Annotated in this window: 17 protein-coding genes and 1 pseudogene; 8 read left to right on the top strand and 10 right to left on the bottom strand. The window is 42.0% G+C overall.

All coding sequences use genetic code 11. The annotated features are described in order from the left end of the window. Positions 1–1,064: S8 family serine peptidase (locus B2R65_RS16725; protein WP_286744545.1), on the bottom strand; the 1,064-nt coding region annotated here is incomplete at its 3' end. A 139-nt stretch (positions 1,065–1,203) separates the two neighbouring features. On the opposite strand from B2R65_RS16725, the gene B2R65_RS16730 reads away from it, so the two are divergent. The 5 genes and pseudogenes from B2R65_RS16730 to B2R65_RS16755 all read left to right on the top strand — a co-directional run bounded on the left by B2R65_RS16730 (position 1,204) and on the right by B2R65_RS16755 (position 8,573). Further along, complete coding sequence (locus tag B2R65_RS16730) at positions 1,204–1,695, top strand: RNA polymerase sigma factor (protein WP_121637226.1); 492 nt, start codon at positions 1,204–1,206, stop codon at positions 1,693–1,695. Then, positions 1,692–2,432 (top strand): anti-sigma factor family protein, encoded by a 741-nt coding sequence (locus B2R65_RS16735; protein WP_121637227.1) that lies wholly within the window; start codon positions 1,692–1,694, stop codon positions 2,430–2,432. The genes B2R65_RS16730 and B2R65_RS16735 overlap by 4 nt, the downstream gene beginning before the upstream one ends. Before the next feature lie 25 nt (positions 2,433–2,457). Continuing rightward, a pseudogene (locus tag B2R65_RS19535) lies at positions 2,458–2,970 on the top strand (CC0125/CC1285 family lipoprotein). A 494-nt stretch (positions 2,971–3,464) separates the two neighbouring features. Continuing rightward, entirely contained in the window at positions 3,465–5,819 is a 2,355-nt protein-coding gene (locus B2R65_RS16750) for a TonB-dependent receptor (protein WP_286744552.1), read from the top strand. Between the two features lie 351 nt (positions 5,820–6,170). Further along, positions 6,171–8,573, top strand: coding sequence for a TonB-dependent receptor (locus tag B2R65_RS16755; protein WP_286744554.1), 2,403 nt, complete (start codon positions 6,171–6,173; stop codon positions 8,571–8,573). Positions 8,574–9,088: 515 nt separating this feature from the next. On the opposite strand, the gene B2R65_RS16760 is transcribed toward B2R65_RS16755, so the two are convergent. From B2R65_RS16760 to B2R65_RS16775, 4 genes are read right to left on the bottom strand one after another with little or no spacing between them, the layout of a single operon-like run. Next, the gene (locus B2R65_RS16760; protein ID WP_096739884.1) at positions 9,089–9,943 is read right to left on the bottom strand and encodes a nuclear transport factor 2 family protein; all 855 of its coding nucleotides are present in this window, start codon (positions 9,941–9,943) and stop codon (positions 9,089–9,091) included. Next, positions 9,940–11,043: an ester cyclase gene (locus B2R65_RS16765; protein ID WP_286744558.1), complete on the bottom strand. Its 1,104-nt coding sequence runs from the start codon at positions 11,041–11,043 to the stop codon at positions 9,940–9,942. The genes B2R65_RS16760 and B2R65_RS16765 overlap by 4 nt, the downstream gene beginning before the upstream one ends. 9 nt (positions 11,044–11,052) lie before the next feature. Beyond that, complete coding sequence (locus B2R65_RS16770) at positions 11,053–12,018, bottom strand: nuclear transport factor 2 family protein (RefSeq protein ID WP_121637231.1); 966 nt, start codon at positions 12,016–12,018, stop codon at positions 11,053–11,055. A 9-nt stretch (positions 12,019–12,027) separates the two neighbouring features. Continuing rightward, positions 12,028–13,638, bottom strand: a complete 1,611-nt coding sequence (locus tag B2R65_RS16775) for a sodium:solute symporter family transporter (RefSeq protein WP_286744563.1) — start codon at positions 13,636–13,638, stop codon at positions 12,028–12,030. Positions 13,639–13,876: 238 nt separating this feature from the next. Here B2R65_RS16775 and B2R65_RS16780 point away from each other — a divergent pair, with 238 nt between their 5' ends. Continuing rightward, entirely contained in the window at positions 13,877–14,890 is a 1,014-nt protein-coding gene (locus B2R65_RS16780) for a nuclear transport factor 2 family protein (RefSeq protein ID WP_286744565.1), read from the top strand. A 55-nt stretch (positions 14,891–14,945) separates the two neighbouring features. On the opposite strand, the gene B2R65_RS16785 is transcribed toward B2R65_RS16780, so the two are convergent. From B2R65_RS16785 to hisD, 5 genes are read right to left on the bottom strand one after another with little or no spacing between them, the layout of a single operon-like run. Beyond that, a complete protein-coding gene (locus B2R65_RS16785) occupies positions 14,946–15,968 on the bottom strand; it encodes an ester cyclase (protein ID WP_286744568.1) in 1,023 nt (340 codons plus the stop codon). Beyond that, positions 15,955–16,734 carry an HpcH/HpaI aldolase family protein gene (locus B2R65_RS16790; RefSeq protein WP_029772148.1) on the bottom strand — a complete coding sequence of 260 codons (780 nt, stop codon included), beginning with the start codon at positions 16,732–16,734 and terminating at the stop codon, positions 15,955–15,957. The genes B2R65_RS16785 and B2R65_RS16790 overlap by 14 nt, the downstream gene beginning before the upstream one ends. Further along, positions 16,731–17,432 (bottom strand): alpha/beta fold hydrolase, encoded by a 702-nt coding sequence (locus B2R65_RS16795; protein ID WP_286744573.1) that lies wholly within the window; start codon positions 17,430–17,432, stop codon positions 16,731–16,733. Before B2R65_RS16795 ends, B2R65_RS16790 begins: the two co-directional genes overlap by 4 nt. Before the next feature lie 14 nt (positions 17,433–17,446). Further along, positions 17,447–18,454 (bottom strand): LacI family DNA-binding transcriptional regulator, encoded by a 1,008-nt coding sequence (locus B2R65_RS16800; protein ID WP_286744578.1) that lies wholly within the window; start codon positions 18,452–18,454, stop codon positions 17,447–17,449. After that, a complete protein-coding gene (gene hisD, locus B2R65_RS16805; protein ID WP_024033719.1) occupies positions 18,455–19,729 on the bottom strand; it encodes a histidinol dehydrogenase in 1,275 nt (424 codons plus the stop codon). A 129-nt stretch (positions 19,730–19,858) separates the two neighbouring features. Between hisD and B2R65_RS16810 the strand changes: the two genes are divergently transcribed. Together B2R65_RS16810 and B2R65_RS16815 are read left to right on the top strand one after the other, a co-directional pair. Then, positions 19,859–20,599 (top strand): SDR family NAD(P)-dependent oxidoreductase, encoded by a 741-nt coding sequence (locus tag B2R65_RS16810; RefSeq protein WP_024033718.1) that lies wholly within the window; start codon positions 19,859–19,861, stop codon positions 20,597–20,599. 18 nt (positions 20,600–20,617) lie between these two features. After that, positions 20,618–21,610: cupin domain-containing protein (locus B2R65_RS16815; protein WP_286744575.1), on the top strand; the 993-nt coding region annotated here is incomplete at its 3' end.

Here is a 21,610-nt window from a genome sequence, read left to right on the forward strand (position 1 = left end):
TTATTTGCATCAATAGCACTTACCGCTATCACGCTTTTATACGCACCTGGGTATAACGGCTGCGACGCCGGCCCTTGGTTACCTGCAGCAGCTACAATTAACACGTTTTGTTTTATTGCGGCAGTAATACTTGCTTCTAAAACTGCGTTATTTGGCCCTGTTAGGCTCATATTTATAACGGGTATTTTATTACTGACTAGCCAGTTAAGTGCTTCTACTATGGCAAATAATGTAGCCCCTTGTGCATATTCAGATTGCCTATAAAACACCTCGGCACTGTAAAGCATGGCACTGCCTAAAAGCGGGTTAAGTTTTGCGCCTTTACCTGTAATTAGCCCTGCAATGGCGGTGCCGTGTAAATTTGGCGAGCTTAACCCTTGTGGTAAAAAGCTTTGCGTAGTGATATTTGCACCTTCAAAAGCACTGTGTTTGGTATTAATGGCGCTGTCGATCATGCCAATTTTTACGCTTTGTGTGCAGTAGGGGGCAATAGAGTTATTTGGTGTTACTTTTTCGGTAGGCTCGCCAGTTTGCGCCTGGTATATGTGGTTTCGGTCAAGTATTGCAGACTCATCTAAGTTAAGTGCTTTTAATAACTCACTTTTAAAATTAACACCTTGGGGGGCGTTAAAACGCACTAAACTCATGTTAAGTGCGTTGTAATTTTTTACCGATACAATGGTTACATTTTGCTGCTTTAGGGTATTAACTTGTTGGCTATTTGCCATTAATAACCATTGGCGCTCTATTGCTCTAAAGCCGTTTTCTAGCTCTACTTCAACAAATGCGGTGTTTTGGCTATTTATATTAATGTTAAGCACATTGGGTAAGCTGCTAATTGGCTCACTAATTTGCGCTTTTAGTTCATCAATCGAAACTTGTGGTACAGGCACCGGAAGCGGCAGGCGTTGTGCGCGCTCTATAGTTTGCTCAATACGCTGCTCTATTGGGTTTAGCTGCTCAAGCACTTGATCGACGCTTACTATATTGGCTGAGCTCGTTGCGCTAAATATGCAAAGCGAAGTGGCTATTATGTGTTTAACGCGTGTGTTTTTAATATTCATAGTGGGTTACTTCTATTAAATTTACCATGCTTGTAGTTAACGTTTAACACATAGAAATATTTCATTATTCAAATTATTTTGATTATTTGGGAATAAATGTTTTTTTGAATCGTCTTCTTTATAAAAGGGGTAAAAATCAATGAACGAAACTCTAAAAACCTTATTGCCCATGCTTAGGCGTTTTGCCTATTCGCTAACGGGTAGTAAAGCAGATGCAGACGATGTAGTGCAAATAACAATTGAAAAACTATTAGTAAAAGGCATTCCGGATGACGTTAAGCCTGCTAAATGGGCGTTTAAAATTTGCCGCAATGTGTGGATAGACGAATACCGCTCACGCAAGGTAAGGCAAAATACGGCCCAGGCCGATGTTTTACCAGAGCCAATTACAAGTAATGAGCATCAAACACTCGAAAACAAACAAATGCTTAAAAATGTAAATACAGCACTTGGGCAATTACCCGAAGAGCAACGCGCAATTGTATCGCTAGTGGCAGTGCAGGGCATGGCCTATAAAGAAGTAGCACATACACTCGATATACCTATAGGCAGTGTAATGAGTAAATTATCGCGAGCACGCAGTACACTTTATAACTTAATAAAACCCGACTTTAAAAAGGAGCAAGTATGAACATTAACGACGAAACACTTAGCGCCTTTTTAGACTCAGAGCTAAGCGAGCACGAAATGGAGCAAGTGCGCAAAGCCCTTGAAACCGATGATGAACTAGTAATGCGACTTGCAGAGCTAAGCGAAGTAGACATGCGAGTAAAAGAGCACGCAACAAGTATTGATGACGCACCCCTTAGTGACTCATTAGCTAAAACGGTTGCAAAGCTTGATACAGCAACGACAAAAAACACGTTAAATAGCAATGTAGTAACGTTAACGCCTTGGCAAAGGGTTAAGCAGTCGGCTAATAAAAGCTTAGCAATAGCTGCAAGCGTTGCCGTGGTATTTGGTATTGCAATGACTAGTTATTTACAACCCAATGAGTCGCAAAATTTAGTAGCCAGTAACATAGCATCAGCACTTAATACACAGCTAAGTAGTGGTGAGTATAAGCAAAGTGATGGCTCAGTATTTAGCGCGCAGCTTAGCTTTAAAAATCAGCAAGGTGAGCTTTGTAGGCAGTATGCGCTAAGCTCAAACAATACCACGCAAACAAGCATTGCTTGTAAAACGCAAAGCGGTTGGCAAATTAAAGCGCAAACAGCCGCGCAGCAAAGTGATAATGGCGCGCAATATCAAACGGCGTCTAATAACAGTGAGTTAGATGCTGTTATAGATAGCATGATCAGCGGCGCACCACTAGATAGAGCGCAAGAGCAGCAAGCAATTAGTGCAAAGTGGCAGTTAAACCAATAATAGTTTTTATAAAACGAGGTGAATAATGAAAACATCTATTTTAATTATCAGTATTTTACTTATGGCGGGTTGCGCATCTAAACCAGACTACCGCCCAGCTAATAATGGCTCACAAGGTTATAGCGAGCAAAAAATTAGTGACGATCAATACCGCGTCGAGTTTAAAAGTGTGTCAAACAATGTAGCCGATGCCGGTGACTATGCATTGTTACGCGCGGCTGAACTTACCCAAGCGCAAGGCTAGGACTGGTTTGTTGTAACAAATAAAGAAACCTTTGTTGAGTCTAAATCGCAAGCGCCCGCGTCATCTATTAGTGCATCACACAGCCAGCAATATGAGCGAAACTGCGGTTTATTAACCTGCGAAACACGCGTACGCCCGAGCAATAGCGTAGGCGTACAAGTGAGCAACAATGATAAACGAAAAGAAGTACACACCCTGATTGACATTAAAATGGGCAAAGGTATTAAACCCAGCGACAACAGCTATAGCGCACAAGACTTAATTGAAAACTTAAGCAAAAAGACACAAAACTAATTATGAGAATAGTTATTAGCTGTTGCTATTTTACATGTAATTATATTTCAGCCATACGCTTTAACTTTTAGTGACAGTGGGCACTTAATTATTAGTCGGTTAGGTGCCTACTTTAAATGTGATTACCCCTCCTTGGACTTCGAAGTCTTTTAATCTGTATTTTCTCTACCATACTTCTTTCTTTGGTTGTTATTGTTAAATTAAACAGATCAAACCAGTGCTTTAAAGAATAAACCTTAAAAATAACTTTATAATTTTAAAGGGTTTATTTTTGTTTAAATACGCTGCTTCGTTTTTAGTGTTATGAACATGTAAAACTTTTACATAATCTTTATTGCATTCGAATGCAAAAAGCGATAGTTTTTATAAGTCGAAAAAATAGGCATTTAAATCGCGCTTTTAATCATTATAAATACTTAAAATTCGGTTGCGGGTTATTTAGCCCTTAAATGCTTAATAAAATAACTTATATCAACAGGTGGAGAATTAATCTCATGGCCGCACATATTTTACGTAAAACACTTATTTTTGCTGCAGTAAACACGGCGATATTGGGCTCAGCCTCGGTATACTCGCAAGAGGCAAAGTTAAACCCTAACAAAGAGTTGGAGGTTATTTCGGTTACCTCTACTAAGCGTGTTAAAAGTATTCAATCAGTGCCGTTGGCTGTGACCGCTGTATCTGCTAAAGATTTACTAGAAAATGGCGTTACTGATATCTTAAACCTTGATAGCTTAGCGCCAGGGTTAAAGTCGGGTGTGTCGGGCAGTGATGCTCGCCCAGCTATGCGCGGTGCTAGAACAGAGCAAGTAGAGGCTAACGATGTTGCCATCGCGTTTTATTCTAACGGTGTTTATCGCCCACGTCACGGGCAGGCGCTTGCTGGGTTTGTTGATTTAGAGCGTGTTGAAGTATTACGCGGGCCACAAGGTACATTGTTTGGTCGTAACTCATTTGGTGGTGCGATTGATGTGATAGCTAAAAAACCAGAGCTAGATATTACCGAAGGCGGTATGGCCGTTACATTTGGGAATTATGGTCATTTACGTGGTGAGGGCTTTTTTAATGCAGCGCTTACTGATGATACCGCGGTGCGATTTACTGGCGTTCGAGAAATAAGAGATCCCTACGTTGAAAATACATTTAATGAAGATGCAGGCTTAAAAGATGCTGATATGTATTTTTTACGTGGCCAAGTTTTTACTGAAATTAACGACGATATAAATTTAAATGTAAAAGTAGAAACGTGGCAGGATGAATCAAATGGCGGCGGTGCTTTTGGCTACCATATTTTAGGCGTTCCTATAAATCCTGCAACGGGTAAAACAAGTTTGTCGGCACCATTAACTGAGCGAATTGGTCGTGACGATGTGTGTGGCAGTAATTGTGGCCGCTTTGGCGCAGGTTTAGATAACGCTGCAACACCAGGGCTTGATACCGCACAGGCGGTATCGTCAGACCCATTTACTCAGCAGTTTGACTATAAACCATCGCGTGATGTAAGTGATGTAAGCATTAGTGCAGAGCTTAACTGGTCATTAGAGTCGGTAGATTTGAAAGTGATTGCAGCCTCAATGGATTACGAAGAAACGCGCCTTACTGATGGTGATTTTTCGACTTATGCAACCACGGTTGATGGCAATGCGATTGAATCAAAAACAAACTCGTTAGAAGTGCAGGTTAGATCAACGTATGAAAGCGACTTTGAATGGGTAGCGGGTATTTATTTGCTTTCAGAAGATTTAGACAACGCATTTTTAAATGGCAGCTATGGCGCTGTGGTTGATAATGTGCCAGATACAACGCAACCCCAAGAATTTCAGTACGCGTCGTGGTTAAATCAAATTCAGTTAGAAACAAGATCAGCTGCGGCCTACTTTCAAGGTAATTACACATTTAATGATGATACACGCGGTATAGCCGGCATTAGGTATACAAATGACAGCCGTGAGTGGGATATTTACGGCCAAAACCCAGATAACTTAAGCACGCTCGATTTTTCTGTACTTGAGGTTGATAACGCAGACGATGATTGGAGTAAAGTAACGTGGAAGCTAGGTCTTGAGCACGATTTAGCAAGTTCTCAACTGCTTTATGCTACAGTTTCTACGGGCTTTTTAGCGGGTAACGCACAGGGCGCTTTTAATGGCGAAGATAGCTACGATGAGCAAACAGTAACGGCTTACGAGCTTGGCTTTAAAAGCATGCTGCTTGATAATTCATTAAGATTTAACGCTTCTTTATATTACAACCAGTACGAGGACCTACTTTCTACTCGTTTTCAAAACGTGGGTGGTACGGCGGTGTCGTTTTTTGGTAATGCCGGGGAAATTGATGCTGCAGGTCTTGAGTTAGAAATTGATTGGCAGGCAAGTGATGCATTGCGCCTAGGGGCACGCGCCGCGTTTACAGACTCAACGTATGGCGACTTTGTTACGCCAAATGTATTTGAAGAGGGTGGAGAGACCATTAATGGCGTAGATAACTTACTGCAACTAGATGGTAATGACGTGCAGCTAAGCCCTAAATACAATATTACACTATTGGCCAGTTATGAGTTTGATTTAGGTGATAAAGGCCGCGTAGTGCCTGCTACCAGTATTCAATTATCGGATTCGTATACAACCAACGATTTGCCTTTTTCATTTGGTACTCAAGAAAGCTACCAAAAGTACGATGCTAGCCTTGCATGGTATTCGGCAGATAATGAGTGGTCTGTACGTGCGTATGTTCAAAACGCAGGAGATGAGCTTATACTACTTAGGACAGTCCGCTTTGGTGGTAATGTGGCTGCGGCCGATTATGCTAATCCTCGCACTTATGGTGTAAGGGTAGGCTATAACTTTTAGGCATTTTTCAATAATGTATTTTAAGGTTTAAGTAAAAGTGTAAGTTTGTGCATTTTGCTAAAATATAGCATTGAAATTTTAAATTAAACAATCGCTTACATAGAGCCAGTAATAAATTATTACTGGCTTTTTTTGTGTTTCGAAATCACTTTATTTTAATTTTAATATATTGTTTTATTTAGGTTAATTTCGATAAGGTTATTATTCGAGCAAAAAGTTGTTGATCTTTTTGACTTCGAAGTCTATTTTAGATCCATGCATTTTCAATTGATACAACTTGTTTACTGTAATAATTGAAAATGTAGGTTTGGGGAGAACTAAATACGTTTTATACTGGGGAGAATAACTATAATGAAAGCTAAATTTACACGGACTCTCGTTCACTTTGCTGTAACCACCGCTATTGCAGCAACCACAATGAACGCACACGCTGCGCAAGAGCCAGAACAAGCACAAGCACAAGAACAAACCGCAGAGCCCGCGATAGAGCGTATAGCGGTAACGGCAAACCGTCGCTCACAAGACCTACAGGAAGTATCATCATCAATAACAGCATTAGGGGAAGGGGACATTGCCCGTGCTGGTATTATTGATGTTACGGGTCTTGAACAAGTGGTACCAGGCTTACGTATGGGCTCTTCGGGTGGTGAAGTTAGACCCGCTATGCGTGGCGCTCGCACCAACGAAGTAGGTGTAGCAGGCACCGGTATTGCTGAGCAAATTGTAGGTATATTTCAAGATGGTATTTATGTGCCGACTACCTCATCGGGCTTAGGCGCGCTGGTGGATGTTCAACGCATTGAGGTATTACGCGGGCCGCAAGGTACGTTATATGGCCGAAACACGTTTGCGGGCAGTATTAATATTATTACTAATCAACCTGTTTTTGACGATTTACTGGGGAGTATAAAAGTTGAAACAGGCAGTTATAACCGCAGCGCTTACGAAGGAATTATAAATATTCCAGTAAGCGACACCGTGGCAACCCGTTTTGTAGTGGCCTCTGATCGTCACGATGGTTATATCAATAATTTAGTTGTTCCAGGCCCTTCAGATGACTTGCGCGAGAAAAACCAGTTTTATATGCGTAACGTTACTAAGTGGGAGCCAAACGAAAAGTTTAATGCCACAGTACGCTTTGATTACTCGCGTAAAGACTCTAACTCAGAAGCTATTTGGGGTTACCAACAAATAGCGGGCTACCAAATTGAAGAAACCTCGCCGGGGTCGGGTGTATTTAACACTACGCCTACAATAACCGAGGGGCATATTTATCAGCCAAGTGATGCACAGCACGAAGACCTTGGTCCGTATGATGTTTACCGCAATGGTTTTTCACTTGATAAGCAAGAAAGCTTTTCGACCACATTAGCACTTGAATGGTATACCGACTTTGCTGATATTAAATGGACCACTAACTACTCAACGCTTAGTGGTAAGCAATATTACGATAACGACTACAGCGACGGTGGCATTGATTTTGTAGGTGGTTTTGGCCGTGAGGATGACCAAAAAACACTCTCATCTGAGCTGCAATTTTCATCTAACGATGAAGGTGATTTTTCGTGGATTGGTGGCCTTTACTACTTTGACCAAGAAGCAGATTGGAGCTGGTTATCGCATGCAGATACCACAGGCGATGGTGTATCAGACTCTGTTGTAGTGCCTTCATGGGGGAACCCGGATTACGACCCGCATACGGCAAAATCTATTGCGGCGTATGGGCAATTACGCTACCAAGTAACAGAAGATTTGCGCGTGGTAGGTGGCTTGCGTGTAAACCAAGACGACAAAACATTTACCGGCGATACAATACCAGATTGGGATGACTCAGCGCTACTTTATAAAGCGGCTGCTGAGTACGACATTAATAACGATATTATGGTGTATGCAAGTGTAGCGACAGGCTACAGAACCGGTGGCGCAAACGATTCGCGCGTTGTAGCTCGCGGTGCTGACCCACTTTACGATAACGAAGATGTTATCTCTTACGAAATGGGTATGAAAAGCTATTTGCTTGATGGCGCAATGCGTTTAAATCTTTCGGTATTTATGAACGAATACGAAGATGTAAAAGCACAGTTATTTGCAACCTCATGTAACGATACGACCACTGGCGATACTGTTTTAGAGTGTGTTGCAGCAGGTACTGCTACCACCTTTGAATACTACGAAAACGGCGGCGATGTAGAAACTGTGGGCCTAGAAGCTGATATTCAATGGGTGCCAATTGATAACCTAACACTAACCGGTACCTTATCTCTGCTTGATAGCGAATTTGCTGATGGTTATGCGGTAGGTAATGAGCAGCTTCGCCCATTATTAGCATTAGGTAACTTAGAAGGTCGCCAAGATATAAACGACAGCTCTAGTCAGTTTAGTTTTGAAGGCTGGAGCCCCGCTATGGCGCCTAAGTACAGTGTTGGTTTTTCAGCTCGTTATGAGTTTAGCTTAGGGGGGGATTCGTACTTAGTACCGTACATTCAACTAAATTACTTAGACGATTACTACGCGTTTGATACGAACATCCCAGAGGTGCAAGTAGATGCGCACTTAATGGCTGATGCACGTTTAACTTGGTACATTAACGACAGTGTGCAAGTAGAAGCGTACGTTAAAAACATTGGTGATAAAGCGATTTTAACCCGTGGTGTAGTGCACTCACAAATTGTTGATGGCTTACCTGCAAACTCAGTACAAGCTAACTGGAACAACCCACGTACGTGGGGCGCAAGCTTAAAATATCAGTTTTAGAATTTCCTAAAATGGCCGATACGGTCATTACTTTCAGCCAGCTATTTATTAGCTGGCTTTTTTTATTTTAAGCTTGTTAGTTAGCTCCTGTTAGCTGCTATTTAACCTTACTATTGTATTTCCCCCACCTTTACTGGCATTTATTGAGTGCGCTTTTATTGGCTTTAGATTGTAAGCTTAACGCCTCTTACCTGACCTTCATTTAAGTTTGCTAAATGCATACGTGTATTTAAGCCATAAGTGCGTAACTTACAATGTGGGGGGCTTGGCGGTTGGTTGCATACTCGGGCTTTAGTAAGGCGAGGCTGATACTTTATTTACTGCCTTTAACTATTTTAAAGCGTTATTTTTTTAGATAAGTAATACCCACTCGCTTAATTAAGTGAGCTATTTTGAGTTATAAAAGCGAGTCATTAACAAGGTGAAAATTGCTTAAGTATGATTACAGGTTGCTAAAAGACCATTTATAAAAAAAGCGCTCAGTGAGCGCTTCAAGGGAAGTGGAAAAGGTGACCTTATAATGCAAACTGCTGGTTAAGTGCCAGCGTGTCGAATTGCATTACTTCGTGGGTTATTTGATTATCGCTGATGCTAATAACGCTAATTATTTGCTGACGTACACGTACGTTTTTAGCATTAAAGCTGCCATCGAGAGTCCAGCATAGGGTGGCTTGGTTTTGCGTACTGTCATACTCAACGGTTTCTAGCTGAGCATAGCGTCTGCTTAGCGATTGCGTAAAATCTAAGTGGCAATCAAGCAGCGCGCTAATAGGTTGTGGCTGTGTGTTACCTGCAAGTACAGCCGTAGCGCTTGGAGTATAAAGGGTTTCAAACTGAGCCAAGTTATTAGTTTGCCAAATTTGCCACCAGTTATCTAAAGTACGAGCAGTGTGAGAGGGCAGCTCGCAAATAGCGCTGGGGGTTGCATGAAAAGTAGTAGGGTGCAGCTGGTTATCTAAATCGCTAACAATGATCGGGTCACTTTTTGGTAGTTTAGGAATAACCGAGCTGTTATTTACCGTTGTATTTACATACTCGTTATTCGCTAGCGACAACGTATCAACCACACATTTTACTGACTTAATAAAAGTCCCGTTGTGTTTTATTACAAACGTTAAACGCACTGGATTTTTAAGCTTTTTAGGCTGTAAAACCAGCTGTAGGGTTTCACGTTCTGCGCCTACACTATGAGTGTGCGATACACACTCAGACACACCATATTGAGCTAAAAAGCTAAGCCACAAAGGCTGCGCCTGCAAAGCACCCATGGCGGTAAAGTGGTGCTGCTGCCAACGGCTACTGCGAAGCAACTTGCTGCTTAGACCTTCAATGTCGGCTTTAGTGTATAAATCGATAATAGCGTTGATCATGCATTTTCCTCCCACTGTGATTTGTTGACTAATGCATGTGCTTTAAATAAGTTTGCATAAAGTGCTACTTCATCAAAAACGGTGATCTCTTCGATGATTTTTTTGTTTTTAATACGCAAATGCGATGCGCCTAAAATAAAGTAAGGCTGCTGTTTAAGCTCACTTAGCTCGCTATTTTGCGGATTAAAGTGGCCTGCTAGCGACCAACGTATCGCTACATCAGTCGTGGTTTCGTCAAATGGGGTAATAGCTATATGATCAATCGTTAATTTGGCGTCGGGGCAGGTTGCAAAAAATTGTATAAATACGCCATTAATTTGTGCAAGTCCGGTGGCCATTCTGCCGCTAGGCCATTGTTGTGTTGCCGTTAAACTGTAAAATTCGTGTACTTTAGCAAACTGTTTTTGATTAAATAGCGTGTCTAACCAAGTGTGGGCAAATGCCGCAAGCTCACCCTCTACAATGGGCGTACTTGCAACGCGGTGATCTATGGCAATTACACGGTTAAATTCATCGTTTAGCCACTGCGTGTGTTTTTCTTTACTCGGAATGTTTGCCATGTGTTTGGCTACATTAAAAATGTTTAAGCCAAGCTGCTTAACTAAAAAGCCGTTGTCGCGCACTAGCCACTCTTTAACTATTTTGTTTTCAAAGCATACGCAGTCGGCAATGGTTGTAACACGCCCTGTTTTATGTGTTGCTGGGCCAAACTCAGAGTTACCTGTGTTGGTCATTACACTGCTAATTAAATGTGATGAGTAATAGTGCTCGTTGGCTTCTTCTGAAAACACCACGTTTTCGCCAATTAGGCTCCTGTCGGGGAAGGCGGCAATAGTTTTAAGGGTGCCTTGAATAACATCTTCTATGTTTTCGCCATAGGCGCCAAGGGTAAAAACAGGGCATACATCGGCGTAATAGCGATAGCATAAGCCAATGTTTTTTTGCTCCCAAATACGGTGCGTTATGCGTAAAATGTAATCAACGATATCAACAAACTCGTCATCAAAACCGATTAAAGGCTGTTGTTTGTTACCTTGCGGGTTTAACACGCTCGATAACGGCAGCCAGTAAGGTTGGGTCATATTATTGTGTTTGTTCATGCTCACCTCTTAATTAGCTGCGGCTATTTTGCGTTGCATTTGCTCAAAAATATCAATGCCCATTCCATTTAATAAATGAGGGATATCAATAGCGACCCAGTTTTCTTTTAATATGCCGTTTTCGCAGCGCCAAAAGTCCATGACACGCGGGAACAGCTTATTGCCAGAAGGCGGTAAACCTAACCAGTCTTCACCGGTATGGGTGCCATACATGTGAGGCCAGCCGCCGGTAGCAACAAAGTTATCGTGACTTACTAAACACAGTGTTTTATTAATACCGCGATCAGGAAAGCCTTTTAAAAACGGCCCTTGATGGTGCTCTCTAAAGCCGCTAATTCCGCGGGTTGTCCCAATGCCTGCTGGGCCATACCAAATAAAGTCTGGGTGCCAGTATTTTTCTAAATTAATGCTGTATAAGTCTTTACCGTCATAGCGGCCAAGCTCTGTGAGCATATCAACTACAAGTTGCTCGTTGGTTTTGCTAAGCGTTTCGTTTTTATCACCTGTTGGTACGCCATCAAGTGTGGTGGGGGGCATAACTAAACCTGGGTAACCTAAGCTTGGGCGTAATGGGTTTACGCCTACTTGGTTCATTACATCAATTAAATCTAAAAATGTGTAAACATTAACCACTTGGTTGTTTTCTATTTGCGCCATTTCGCTGTAGCGAATAAACACACTTTTGCCGCTGGCAGGAATACCCAATAAAGGCTGTGTAAATGTGCCGGTAAAATACCCTGTTGCACACACCCATTGCTCACCTTTGTAGTCGCCCTGGATAGAGATAAACGGTTTGCGCTCTATGTCAGGTAACGAATGTTTAAGTACGCCAAAGTAATCATTAATCACATTTTGCTTTGTGCTAATAGGCTCAAAAGGGTGGCTTACCTGCCATTGAACGGAGTCTGCAAGCAATGCTTGATTTGGCAATTCTGCAGCGCTGAAGTTTTCGAAAAGTTGTTCTAAAATATTCATTTTTTCACCTTACACAAAATATTCAAATAACATGAGAGAGGCAAAGCTCAGTACAAAAAAGCCAAGTAACCAGTAATTGATTGAGTCAAACTTACCCGGAATTAAGTACCAGCCGTTTTCTTTTTCTGGACGTTTTTCATTTTTAAATGCTTTTAACTGACCTTTAATGGTGTATTCGTTGTAATCCTCTTGATAGCCATCAAATGCAATACTTAACGCAATGCTAAATACAAGGCAGGTTATTGCCCCTATGGCGCAGTACCATGGCCATGCAATGTCGGTAAACAGTGCGCACACAGCAACGGTAATAAACGACACTAAGGTGCCTATTAATAAGCCTTTTTCGGTGGTGTGCTTAGAGAAAAACCCAAGGGCAAACATGCCAAGCTGAGCACCTACAAAGTACGAGCCTACTTTAGTGAGTATTTCTAAAATTGAGCCTTCGCTGTATAGGTGATACATAATGGCCGGAATAATAATGATCACCGCCCAACCTAGCGTAAATAAGCGAGTAACATTTAAATAGTGAGCGTCGTTTTTTTCAGGCGCAAAGTACTTTTTATAAAAATCGATAGTACTTATGGTTGAAAGTGAGTTAAGTGCTGAGTCGAGGCTCGACATAGATGCTGCCATTACCGCCGCGGCAATAATGCCCATTAACCCTGGTAAGCCATAATCAGCTGCAAACTGTAAAATAATTAAGTTGTCGTTTTCAAAAGTGCGCCCGCCGTAGTAGCTATAAAACAGCACGCCCATAAATATAAAAAACAAGTAAATAAAGAACGCGATAAAGCCCATTAGTAAGTAGGATTTTTTAGCATCGCCAATATTTTTAGCGGCAAGGGTGCGTTGCACCATCATTTGGTTAGTGCCATACACCGTAATGTGATACAGCGACATAGCCAGCACGCCAGACCACACGGTAGTTACTTGGGTAAAGTTGAGCGAAAAATTAAGTGGGTCTAATTTACCTTGGCTTTTTAGCTCGCTCAGTGTTGAGCTAAATGAACCATCCATAGAGGTAATAAGGGCATACATAATAATACCAGCCCCTATAAATAAGATGGCTGACTGAATTACATCGGTCCATATAACGGCGGTTATGCCACCTAGCATGGTATAAATAAGGGCGATTATGGTAACTAAAAATATCGCAGTTATAACATTTATATCAATAATAAAGGCCAATACTAAGGAGGTTGCATACAGCACTGCGGCTGAACCCATAGTTTGCGATATTAACCAAATAGTAGAGATAAGTAAGCGGGCCTTTTTACCAAAGCGGCGCTCTTGGTATTCGTAAATAGAGGCTACACCCGCGTTGTAAAAAAACGGAAAAAACAAACACACCACCGCCACAATAACCAGTGGGTAGTTAAGGTGTATGGCAATAACCGAGAGCCCCTCTTTGTAAGACCACGCTGGCGCACCTAAAAAGGTGAGCGCACTTACATAAGTAGCAACAACCGATATACCAATAGCCCACCAAGGTGTTGTTTTTCGACCTATGTAAAAGTCGTTAGCACTACTGATCTTTTTACTAATTACAAACCCAAGTATTAGGTTGGCAATTATGTACCCGATGAGAATGCTCCAATTCAACAATCCAAAATCATTCATAATTAATCCTGTTAGATTAGGTTTTACGGGCTTGAGAGCCTATTTGTATTTTTTATTTTGAATCATCATGAATCACTTTGACTTCGAAGTCAATTCTCATTAGTATTATTTTAAAGCAATTTATAACTTACTATTCACAGGCTTTTAATTACTCTTTAAATGCAATACATTTTGTTAAAGTGTGTTTAACGGCGGTTTGAAGACATTAATTTGACTGCGCAAACAATGAGGAATAATCATGGCAGATATACTTAAAGATAAACAACTAGTTCGTCAATTTCATACTGCATTAGAAAAAGCACAAGGCAATGATTTACAAGCCGTATTTAATGAGTTTATGGCCAATGAATACAGCTTTAAAGGGGTGCACCCGTTTAATGAGCTTGAGTGTGCGAATGATGTAATTACCCAAGTTTGGCAGCCATTATTTAGCTCGTTTAGTGCGCTGCAGCGCCGTGAGGATATTTTTATTGCAGGGCAAAGCGAAGCCGACGGTGGCCAGTGGGTGATGAGCATGGGCCATTTTATGGGCTTATTTGATAAAGATTGGCTAGGTATTGCGCCAACCCATAAGCTTGCCACTTTGCGCTATGCCGAATTTAACTGTGTTAAAGACGGAAAAATAATTCAGACCGGTTTTTTTGTCGATATTATTGGCCTTATGATGCAAGTAGGTTTAAACCCGCTGCCGCTCTCAACCGGGCAATATTTTACGTATCCTGGGCCACGTACGCACGATGGTATTCGTTTGGGTAAAAGTAGCGACGAGCAAAGCGAAAAAACAATGGCGCTGGTAAATCAAATGATTGATAACCTAACCGCGCTTAATAAAAGTGGCGTTGATACGTGCCCGCCCGAAGTGCTTGGTAAAACCTGGGACGAAAACATGGTGTGGTATGGCCCAGCAGGCATTGGCGCAACTTACACAATTAAGCGTTATCAGCAGCAGCATATGTATCCGTTTAGAGAAGGGTTAACGGGTAAAGTATTTAACGGCCATATTTGCCGTTTTGCTGAAGATGAGTTTGCCTGCTTTTTTGGCTGGCCTAACCTAACTAACACGGCCATTGGGGGCTTTTTAGGCCTACCAGGTGCTAATACCCCAGCAGATATGCGCGTGGTGGATGTGTATCACCGCGAGGGCGATAAATTAGTAGAAAACTGGGTCATTATTGATATTCCTTATTGGTTAAAACAACAAGGTCTAGATATTTTAAAGCGCACGCAAAGTATTGCGAACCCTGGCGCATAGTCTATTTAAGTAATAAAAAAGCTCTGTTTAACAGAGCTTTTTTTGTTTATACGCCCTAGGGCGCAAAGTTTAAATAGCGCGCTTTGGTAAGCTCTTTCATGCGTGCGAATACATCTACCCCAATTTGATGGTACACATCAAGAATATCTATCAGCACCCAGTTTTCGCGAATTAAGTTATTCTCGGCGCGCCAAAAGTCGAGACTACGCATGGTTATTTGCTGATTTGCGGGCGCAATACCTAACCAACCATCATTACTAATAGTCATGCTCATACCCGGCCATGCGGTAAAGCCAACATAGTTTTCATCGGCAAATAAATAGCCTTTACTTGCATCACCTACTCGGTTTGGCAGGGCATTTAAAAACGGAATTTGATGCCAGTTTCTAAACCCTTTTATACCTCGTGCAGTGCCTATGGTACTTGGCCCATACCAGCTACAGTGCGGGTGCCAAAATTGCTCAAGCTTCATGGCCTCTATACCGCCTTTGGCATAAAAACCAAGGTGCTCACACATGTCGCCCACCAGTTTTAAGCTTTGTGCTGCGTGCTCTTCATTGTATGCGTTTGTGATTAATCCATCTTGCGTTGCAGGGCCTGGTACATGCCACTCTTTACCTAAGCTCACCGAAAGCGGCCATACATTAGCTTGCATCATTACTTCGGGAATATCCCAAATAGCTTGTACTTCTACCACTTTGTTATTTTTAATACGGTAAAACTCATGAAAACGCATGCTGACTTGGTGCCCAGTAGGGGGGATATCAAGCCATGGCTTTTCAAACGAACCGGTATAATACCCGCAACAACCTACCCAGTCTGAGTCGTTAATTGAGCTACCTCCCATAACGATTGTATCGCGGCGCTCTAAGCCTACAAATGCCTCGCTAAGCGGTAAATAAACTTGCTCAATAAGTGCATTAGGGTTGGCAAGTGTTTCAAACGGGTAACACAGCTGAATGAGCGCGTCATCGCTAAACACGGTATTAATTTGTGTATGCAAGGCGTTTATATCAAAGTTATACAGGGCCTGTCTAAAGTCGTGTATTAACGCTTTATTTTTATTATGAATGTTCATTGTTTTGGGCTCCTGTTGCTGTTTCAAATTGCTCTCGCAATTGCTTAGCGCCGCTTAATAAAAAGCTGTGATCTGAGCCTAATAAATAAAAGCTCACGCCTAATGATTGCCAATGGCTCAGCTCGCTCAAATTACCTACAAACATGCCACAGCATTTATTATATTTAGCCGCTGCCTTGGCTATTTTAGTGACTGCCTCAAGTACAATAGGGGCACTTGGGTTGGTTTCGCCAAGGGAAATGGTTAAATCCATACGGCCTATAAAAATGCAGTCTATTTCATCTATTTGGCACAGTTGCTCTATGTTATCCAGTGCATCGGCATCTTCTATTTGCGCAATAATACAGGTTGATGACTTATTGCTTGCTAGGTTATCGGTTAGGGCATGGGTTGTGTAACCAGCAAAGCGGCTTGAACCGGCATAGCCTCGGCCGTTATTGCCATAAAAGCAGTTTTTAATAATTGCTTTTGCTTGTTCGGGGGTTTTTATATGCGGCAGCACAAGGCCATCTGCGCCTATATCTAAGCTACTTAATAAAGTGGCGTGGTCTGTATTACTAACACGTATAAGCGTGGGCATATTTTTAGTACGTGCTGCCATTATGCAGCTATCTAAATCGCCTCTATCAAAGGGCGCATGCTCTGCATCAAGGCACAGAACATCAAGGTTAGTGTGAGCCAATACTTCTGTATTATGATAATGCGTGCTTTTAATAAAGGTACCTAGCAGTAGCTGTTTTGCATTTAACTTTTGCTTTAAATTCATGATAAAGACTCCAACCAGTCTAATAAAATTGCGTTTACCGTATTACTTCGCTCAAGCGGGGCAAAGTGAGCGCAATGACCAAGCAGTACAAGGTCACTATTAGGCGCTGCTTCATGCATACTTTGCTGAACACTTGCCGGGCATAACGGGTCATGCTCGCCCCCAATAATGAGTAGTTTTTTTGTACTTTGCTTTATTACGCTTAACGTATCTTCGCGGGTGGCAAGTGCACTCAGCTGGGCGCTAAAGGCGTTAATACCCAGATCGTTTGCCATGCTAAGTACGGTCTCTTCATGGGCTTTACTTGGTTGGTAAAAGTAGTGCGGCAAAAAGTCACGTTTAAGCAGGTCTTTTAAACTGGTGCTTTTGGCGTGTTCAATTTGTTTGAGTCTAATTGCAGGACGCTCAGGTTTATCGGCTAAATAATTGCTCGACATTAAACACAAGGAGGTAACAAGCTCAGGGTTTGATTTTAACAGGGCAAGCGCAACAATTCCGCCCATGGAAAAACCTATAAATGGGCCCGGCTCTTGTGCAACTTTTTTGCAAAGTTCTACCATTTGCAAAATGCTAGATTGCTCGGTTAAGGGTATTACACACGGTGCATAACCTGCATTTTGCAGTGCGTTAATTTGCGCTGCAAACATGCGGTCATTACACAGTGTACCAGGTAAAATATAAACAGGATTTTTGGCCACAAAAATTCCTTAATTTAACGTTTTTTAATAGAGTTCCCTTCAATTAATGAACCAGTAAATACCCGAACTTCTGCAGCCGCTTGAGGGTTTTCAATGCGCTCCATTAAAATATCAACAGCGGCTTTAGTAAGCTGTTTCATTGGCTGTTGTACTGTGGTTATTTGATAGTTGTACCACGAGGAGGCATTAATACCATCAAATCCTACAACCGACATGTCGTCGGGCACTTTAATGCAAAAGTTTTCTTTTAGTTCATCAATTACGCCAATTGCCATAGCGTCATTACTGCATATTATGGCATCGGGCTTGGGGTATTTTTTTAACCATTTTTTAAGTGCGTCGCGTGCCGATTTATACCCATAATCACCATAAATAACCGGCGTGTCTTTAACGCCTAGGGTTTGTAAATAATTTTCGGCTATTTCTCTGCGCTCGTTTGCAACATCTGAGTCGGTAGGGCCGGAGATAATTAAATACGATTTATGGTTAGCTTCGTGTAATAAATCAATTAACTGTTTAATGCCTTTGTCGTGATTACAGCAAACGGTGTTTGCATTCGACTCAGGCACATGGCGGTTATAAAGCACAATAGGCGTACTGTGTTTAGCAAATAAGTTTAAGCTTTTACTATCAAAGTGAGCAGCTAGGGCAATTACACCATCAACCTGAAAGGTCCATATGTTTTCGAGTAATTCATCTAGCTCTTCTGCGTTATCAAGTGTAAAGAGCAGCACACGTTTATTGTGCAGTGCCAGCTCTCTGTTTAGCTCAGAAAGCACCTCTGGGTAATTCAGGTTTGCTTGCGATGACAATATAACCGCAACCATACCCGATTGCTTGGTGATCAACATACGGGCAATAGCATTCGGGCGATAGCCCATTTCATTGGCCGTTGCGATTACTTTTTCACGGGTTTTTTTAGACACACTAAAACCAGGTCTAAAAACACGTGATACCGCCGATTGCGATACGCCCGCTACACGGGCAACATCGTATGAGGTGACTCTTTTTTGCTTCAAGATTTACTTCCTATATCGTCTTACACGAATGTCTGCTTGTTCTTTGTGGCCTGCGAACCCTTCTGCAGCACATAATCGTGAACAATACTCACCAACAACCACCGAGGCTTGCTCTGTTACTTGCTGAAAAGTACATGTTTTTATGAATTTTCCTACCCATAGTCCGCCAGTATAGCGCGCAGCTTTACCTGTGGGTAGTGTATGATTTGTACCAATACATTTATCACCATACGAAACATTAGTTTGCGGACCTAAAAATAAAGCGCCAAAGTTTTGCATGTTCTCTTTAAAGTAATCGGTATTGCTGGTCATCACTTGCACGTGTTCAAACGCTAAGTCGTTAGCAACTTGCAGCATTTCTTCGTAGGTGTCACATACAATTACTTCACCGTGATCTTCCCATGCTACGCCTGCAATATCGGCAGTGGGTAAAATAGTAAGCTGCCTTTGCACCTCAGCGATTGTATCTTTAGCTAGTTGCTCTGAGTTGGTAAGTAAAATAGCCGGTGAAGTCGGGCCGTGCTCTGCTTGGCCGAGTAAATCTGCCGCACATAGCTCGCCATCTACACTGTCATCGGCAATAACGAGGGTTTCGGTAGGCCCGGCAAATAAATCAATACCAACACGGCCAAATAGCTGACGTTTTGCTTCGGCCACAAACGCGTTACCTGGGCCAACTATCATATCTACCGGCGCAATAGTTTGTGTACCAATTGCCATTGCAGCTACCGCTTGCACGCCGCCTAAACAATAAATTTCATCAGCACCGGCCATATCCATCGCGACTACAATTTCAGGTGATGGCTTGCCATTAAACGGTGGAGCCATGGCTATTACGCGTTTAACACCCGCTACTTTAGCGGTTAATACGCTCATGTGCGCAGAGGCTAATAGCGGGTATTTACCACCTGGCACATAACAGCCTACGCTATCCATAGCGATATGTTTATGACCAAGGGTTACGCCCGGAAGAGTTTCTACCTCTACGTCTTTCATTGAGTCACGTTGTATTTGTGCAAAATTACGTACTTGGCTTTGCGCCCACTTAATATCGTTAATTAATTGCTCATCAAGTTGTGTATAGCAGGCTTTAATTTCGTCTTCTGAAAGTTTGAAAGACTCCGGAGTCCAGTTGTCGAACTTTTCAGAGTACTCACGAATGGCTGCGTCACCTTCGGTTTCAACATGCGCTAAAATATTCTCTACAATATCTCTTACTGATTGATTTTGTTTTTGTTTTGAGTCAATTGGTTGACCCTTTTTTAAATGCTTTATCATTGCTAGTGTCCTTAGTGAGTCGTTGTTATATACACATTTGATGAGACGTATTGGTTAAATAATGTCTTGCATCTAACTGCACTCTAATTAATAATGACTTCGAATGCAATATAGAATTTAGGTGAACAAATGGGATTTGATAAAACGCTTTTAGTGGGTAAAACCATTTTAGTGACAGGTGCAGGCAAAGGTATTGGTAAAGCATGCGTAGAAAAATGCGTAGATGCAGGGGCTCAAGTTATTGCAGTAGCACGTACCCTCAGTGATTTACAAACATTACAGAAATACGCGCCTGAGCAAATAGAAATTTGGCCGCTAGATATAAATAGCGATGCTTTTTTTGAGCGTTTAAAGGCGCTAAAAACACTTGATGGGCTGTTAAATAACGCTGGTATAAATCGGGTTGCGCCAATGCTTGAGCAAACAGATGAAAATATTGATGACGTAATTGCGATGAATATTCGCAGCGTTTACAAAATTAGCCAAGCGGCACTGCCAGCGCTAATAAATTCTGGCGCTGGGGCGGTGGTTAATATGTCGTCGCAAATGGGGTTTGTAGGTTCACCTAAACGTACTTTGTATTGCATGAGCAAACATGCGGTAGAGGGGTTGAGCAAAGCAATGGCGGTTGAACTTGCCGATAAAAATGTGCGCGTGAACACCGTAGCCCCCACCTTTGTAGAAACCCCAATGACCAAACCCATGCTAGAAGATGCGACGTTTAAGCAGTTTGTTTACGACATGATCCCACTGAAAAAAATTGCCCAAACCGATGATATTGCCAATGCTTGTGTGTTTTTACTAAGCGGCCTTTCGGCAATGATCACAGGTACAAGTATTAAAATTGATGGCGGTTGGACCGCACAGTAACCAATTTAGGAGAGAGTAATGAGTGTATTTGCAGATAGGTTAGTACGATACGATGATTTAATTGCGTGTAAAAATGCCTTTATTGATACACGCTCGCCGGGGAGCGATCAAAAAGAAAACTTTACAATTATTGGCCCAGGCGTTGCCGAAAACCCAAATCAACATGTGCATATTTCTATTCCTCATGGGTTTAATATTGGTGGTGCGCGCCAACCTGCAGGGTGTTTAAATTCGCAGCATAGCCATTTAACTGAAGAAATTTTTGTAGTACACAGTGGTACGTGGGCTTTTTACACTGGTGTTGACGGTAAAGATGCCAAGGTAATTTTAAATGAAGGCGATATTATTTCGATCCCGATGGATATATTTAGAGGGTTTGAAAATGTTGGTGACGGCGTAGGCTATTTATATGCGGTACTTGGAAGTGATAACCCAGGTAGAGTACTTTGGGCTCCGCAAGTATTTGATATGGCAAAAGAATACGGACTAATTTTGCTAGAAAATGGCAGCTTAGTAGATACCACGTTAAATGAAACCATTCCCGACGGCGTAAAGCCAATGGCCGTGACCAGCCAAGAGCAAATAGCGCAGCACAGAGTAATAACCGATGAAGAGCTGGCACAAACAGTGGTTAAAGCCAGCAACTTTAACTGGAATAAACGCTCGTACCTTAGCCAGTTTGATGGCGTATATGAAGCGCCATTAGTCGGTAATTTAAACGCCAAAACATGTATTCAAACACAACTAAATTGGCCTCATGGCTTTAATATTTCTGCGTTAAAGTTACAACCTGATGCACAGGTTGCGCCTCATATTCGCTTTGAAGAAGAGGTTATATTTGTTCATCAAGGAAGCGTAACAATCGACTTAGGTGATGAAGTATTAACGCTTAACCAAGGTGATACTTTTTCAGTGCCTATTGAGCACGTAAGAGCCTATAGCAATAATAGACAAACCGACTGTGTGCTTTATATAACGCGCCGCCACGACGCGCCAAAAGACCCACAATTT

It is taken from the genome of Pseudoalteromonas sp. UBA2102 (assembly GCF_002331165.1).
Classification (GTDB): domain Bacteria; phylum Pseudomonadota; class Gammaproteobacteria; order Enterobacterales; family Alteromonadaceae; genus Pseudoalteromonas; species Pseudoalteromonas atlantica.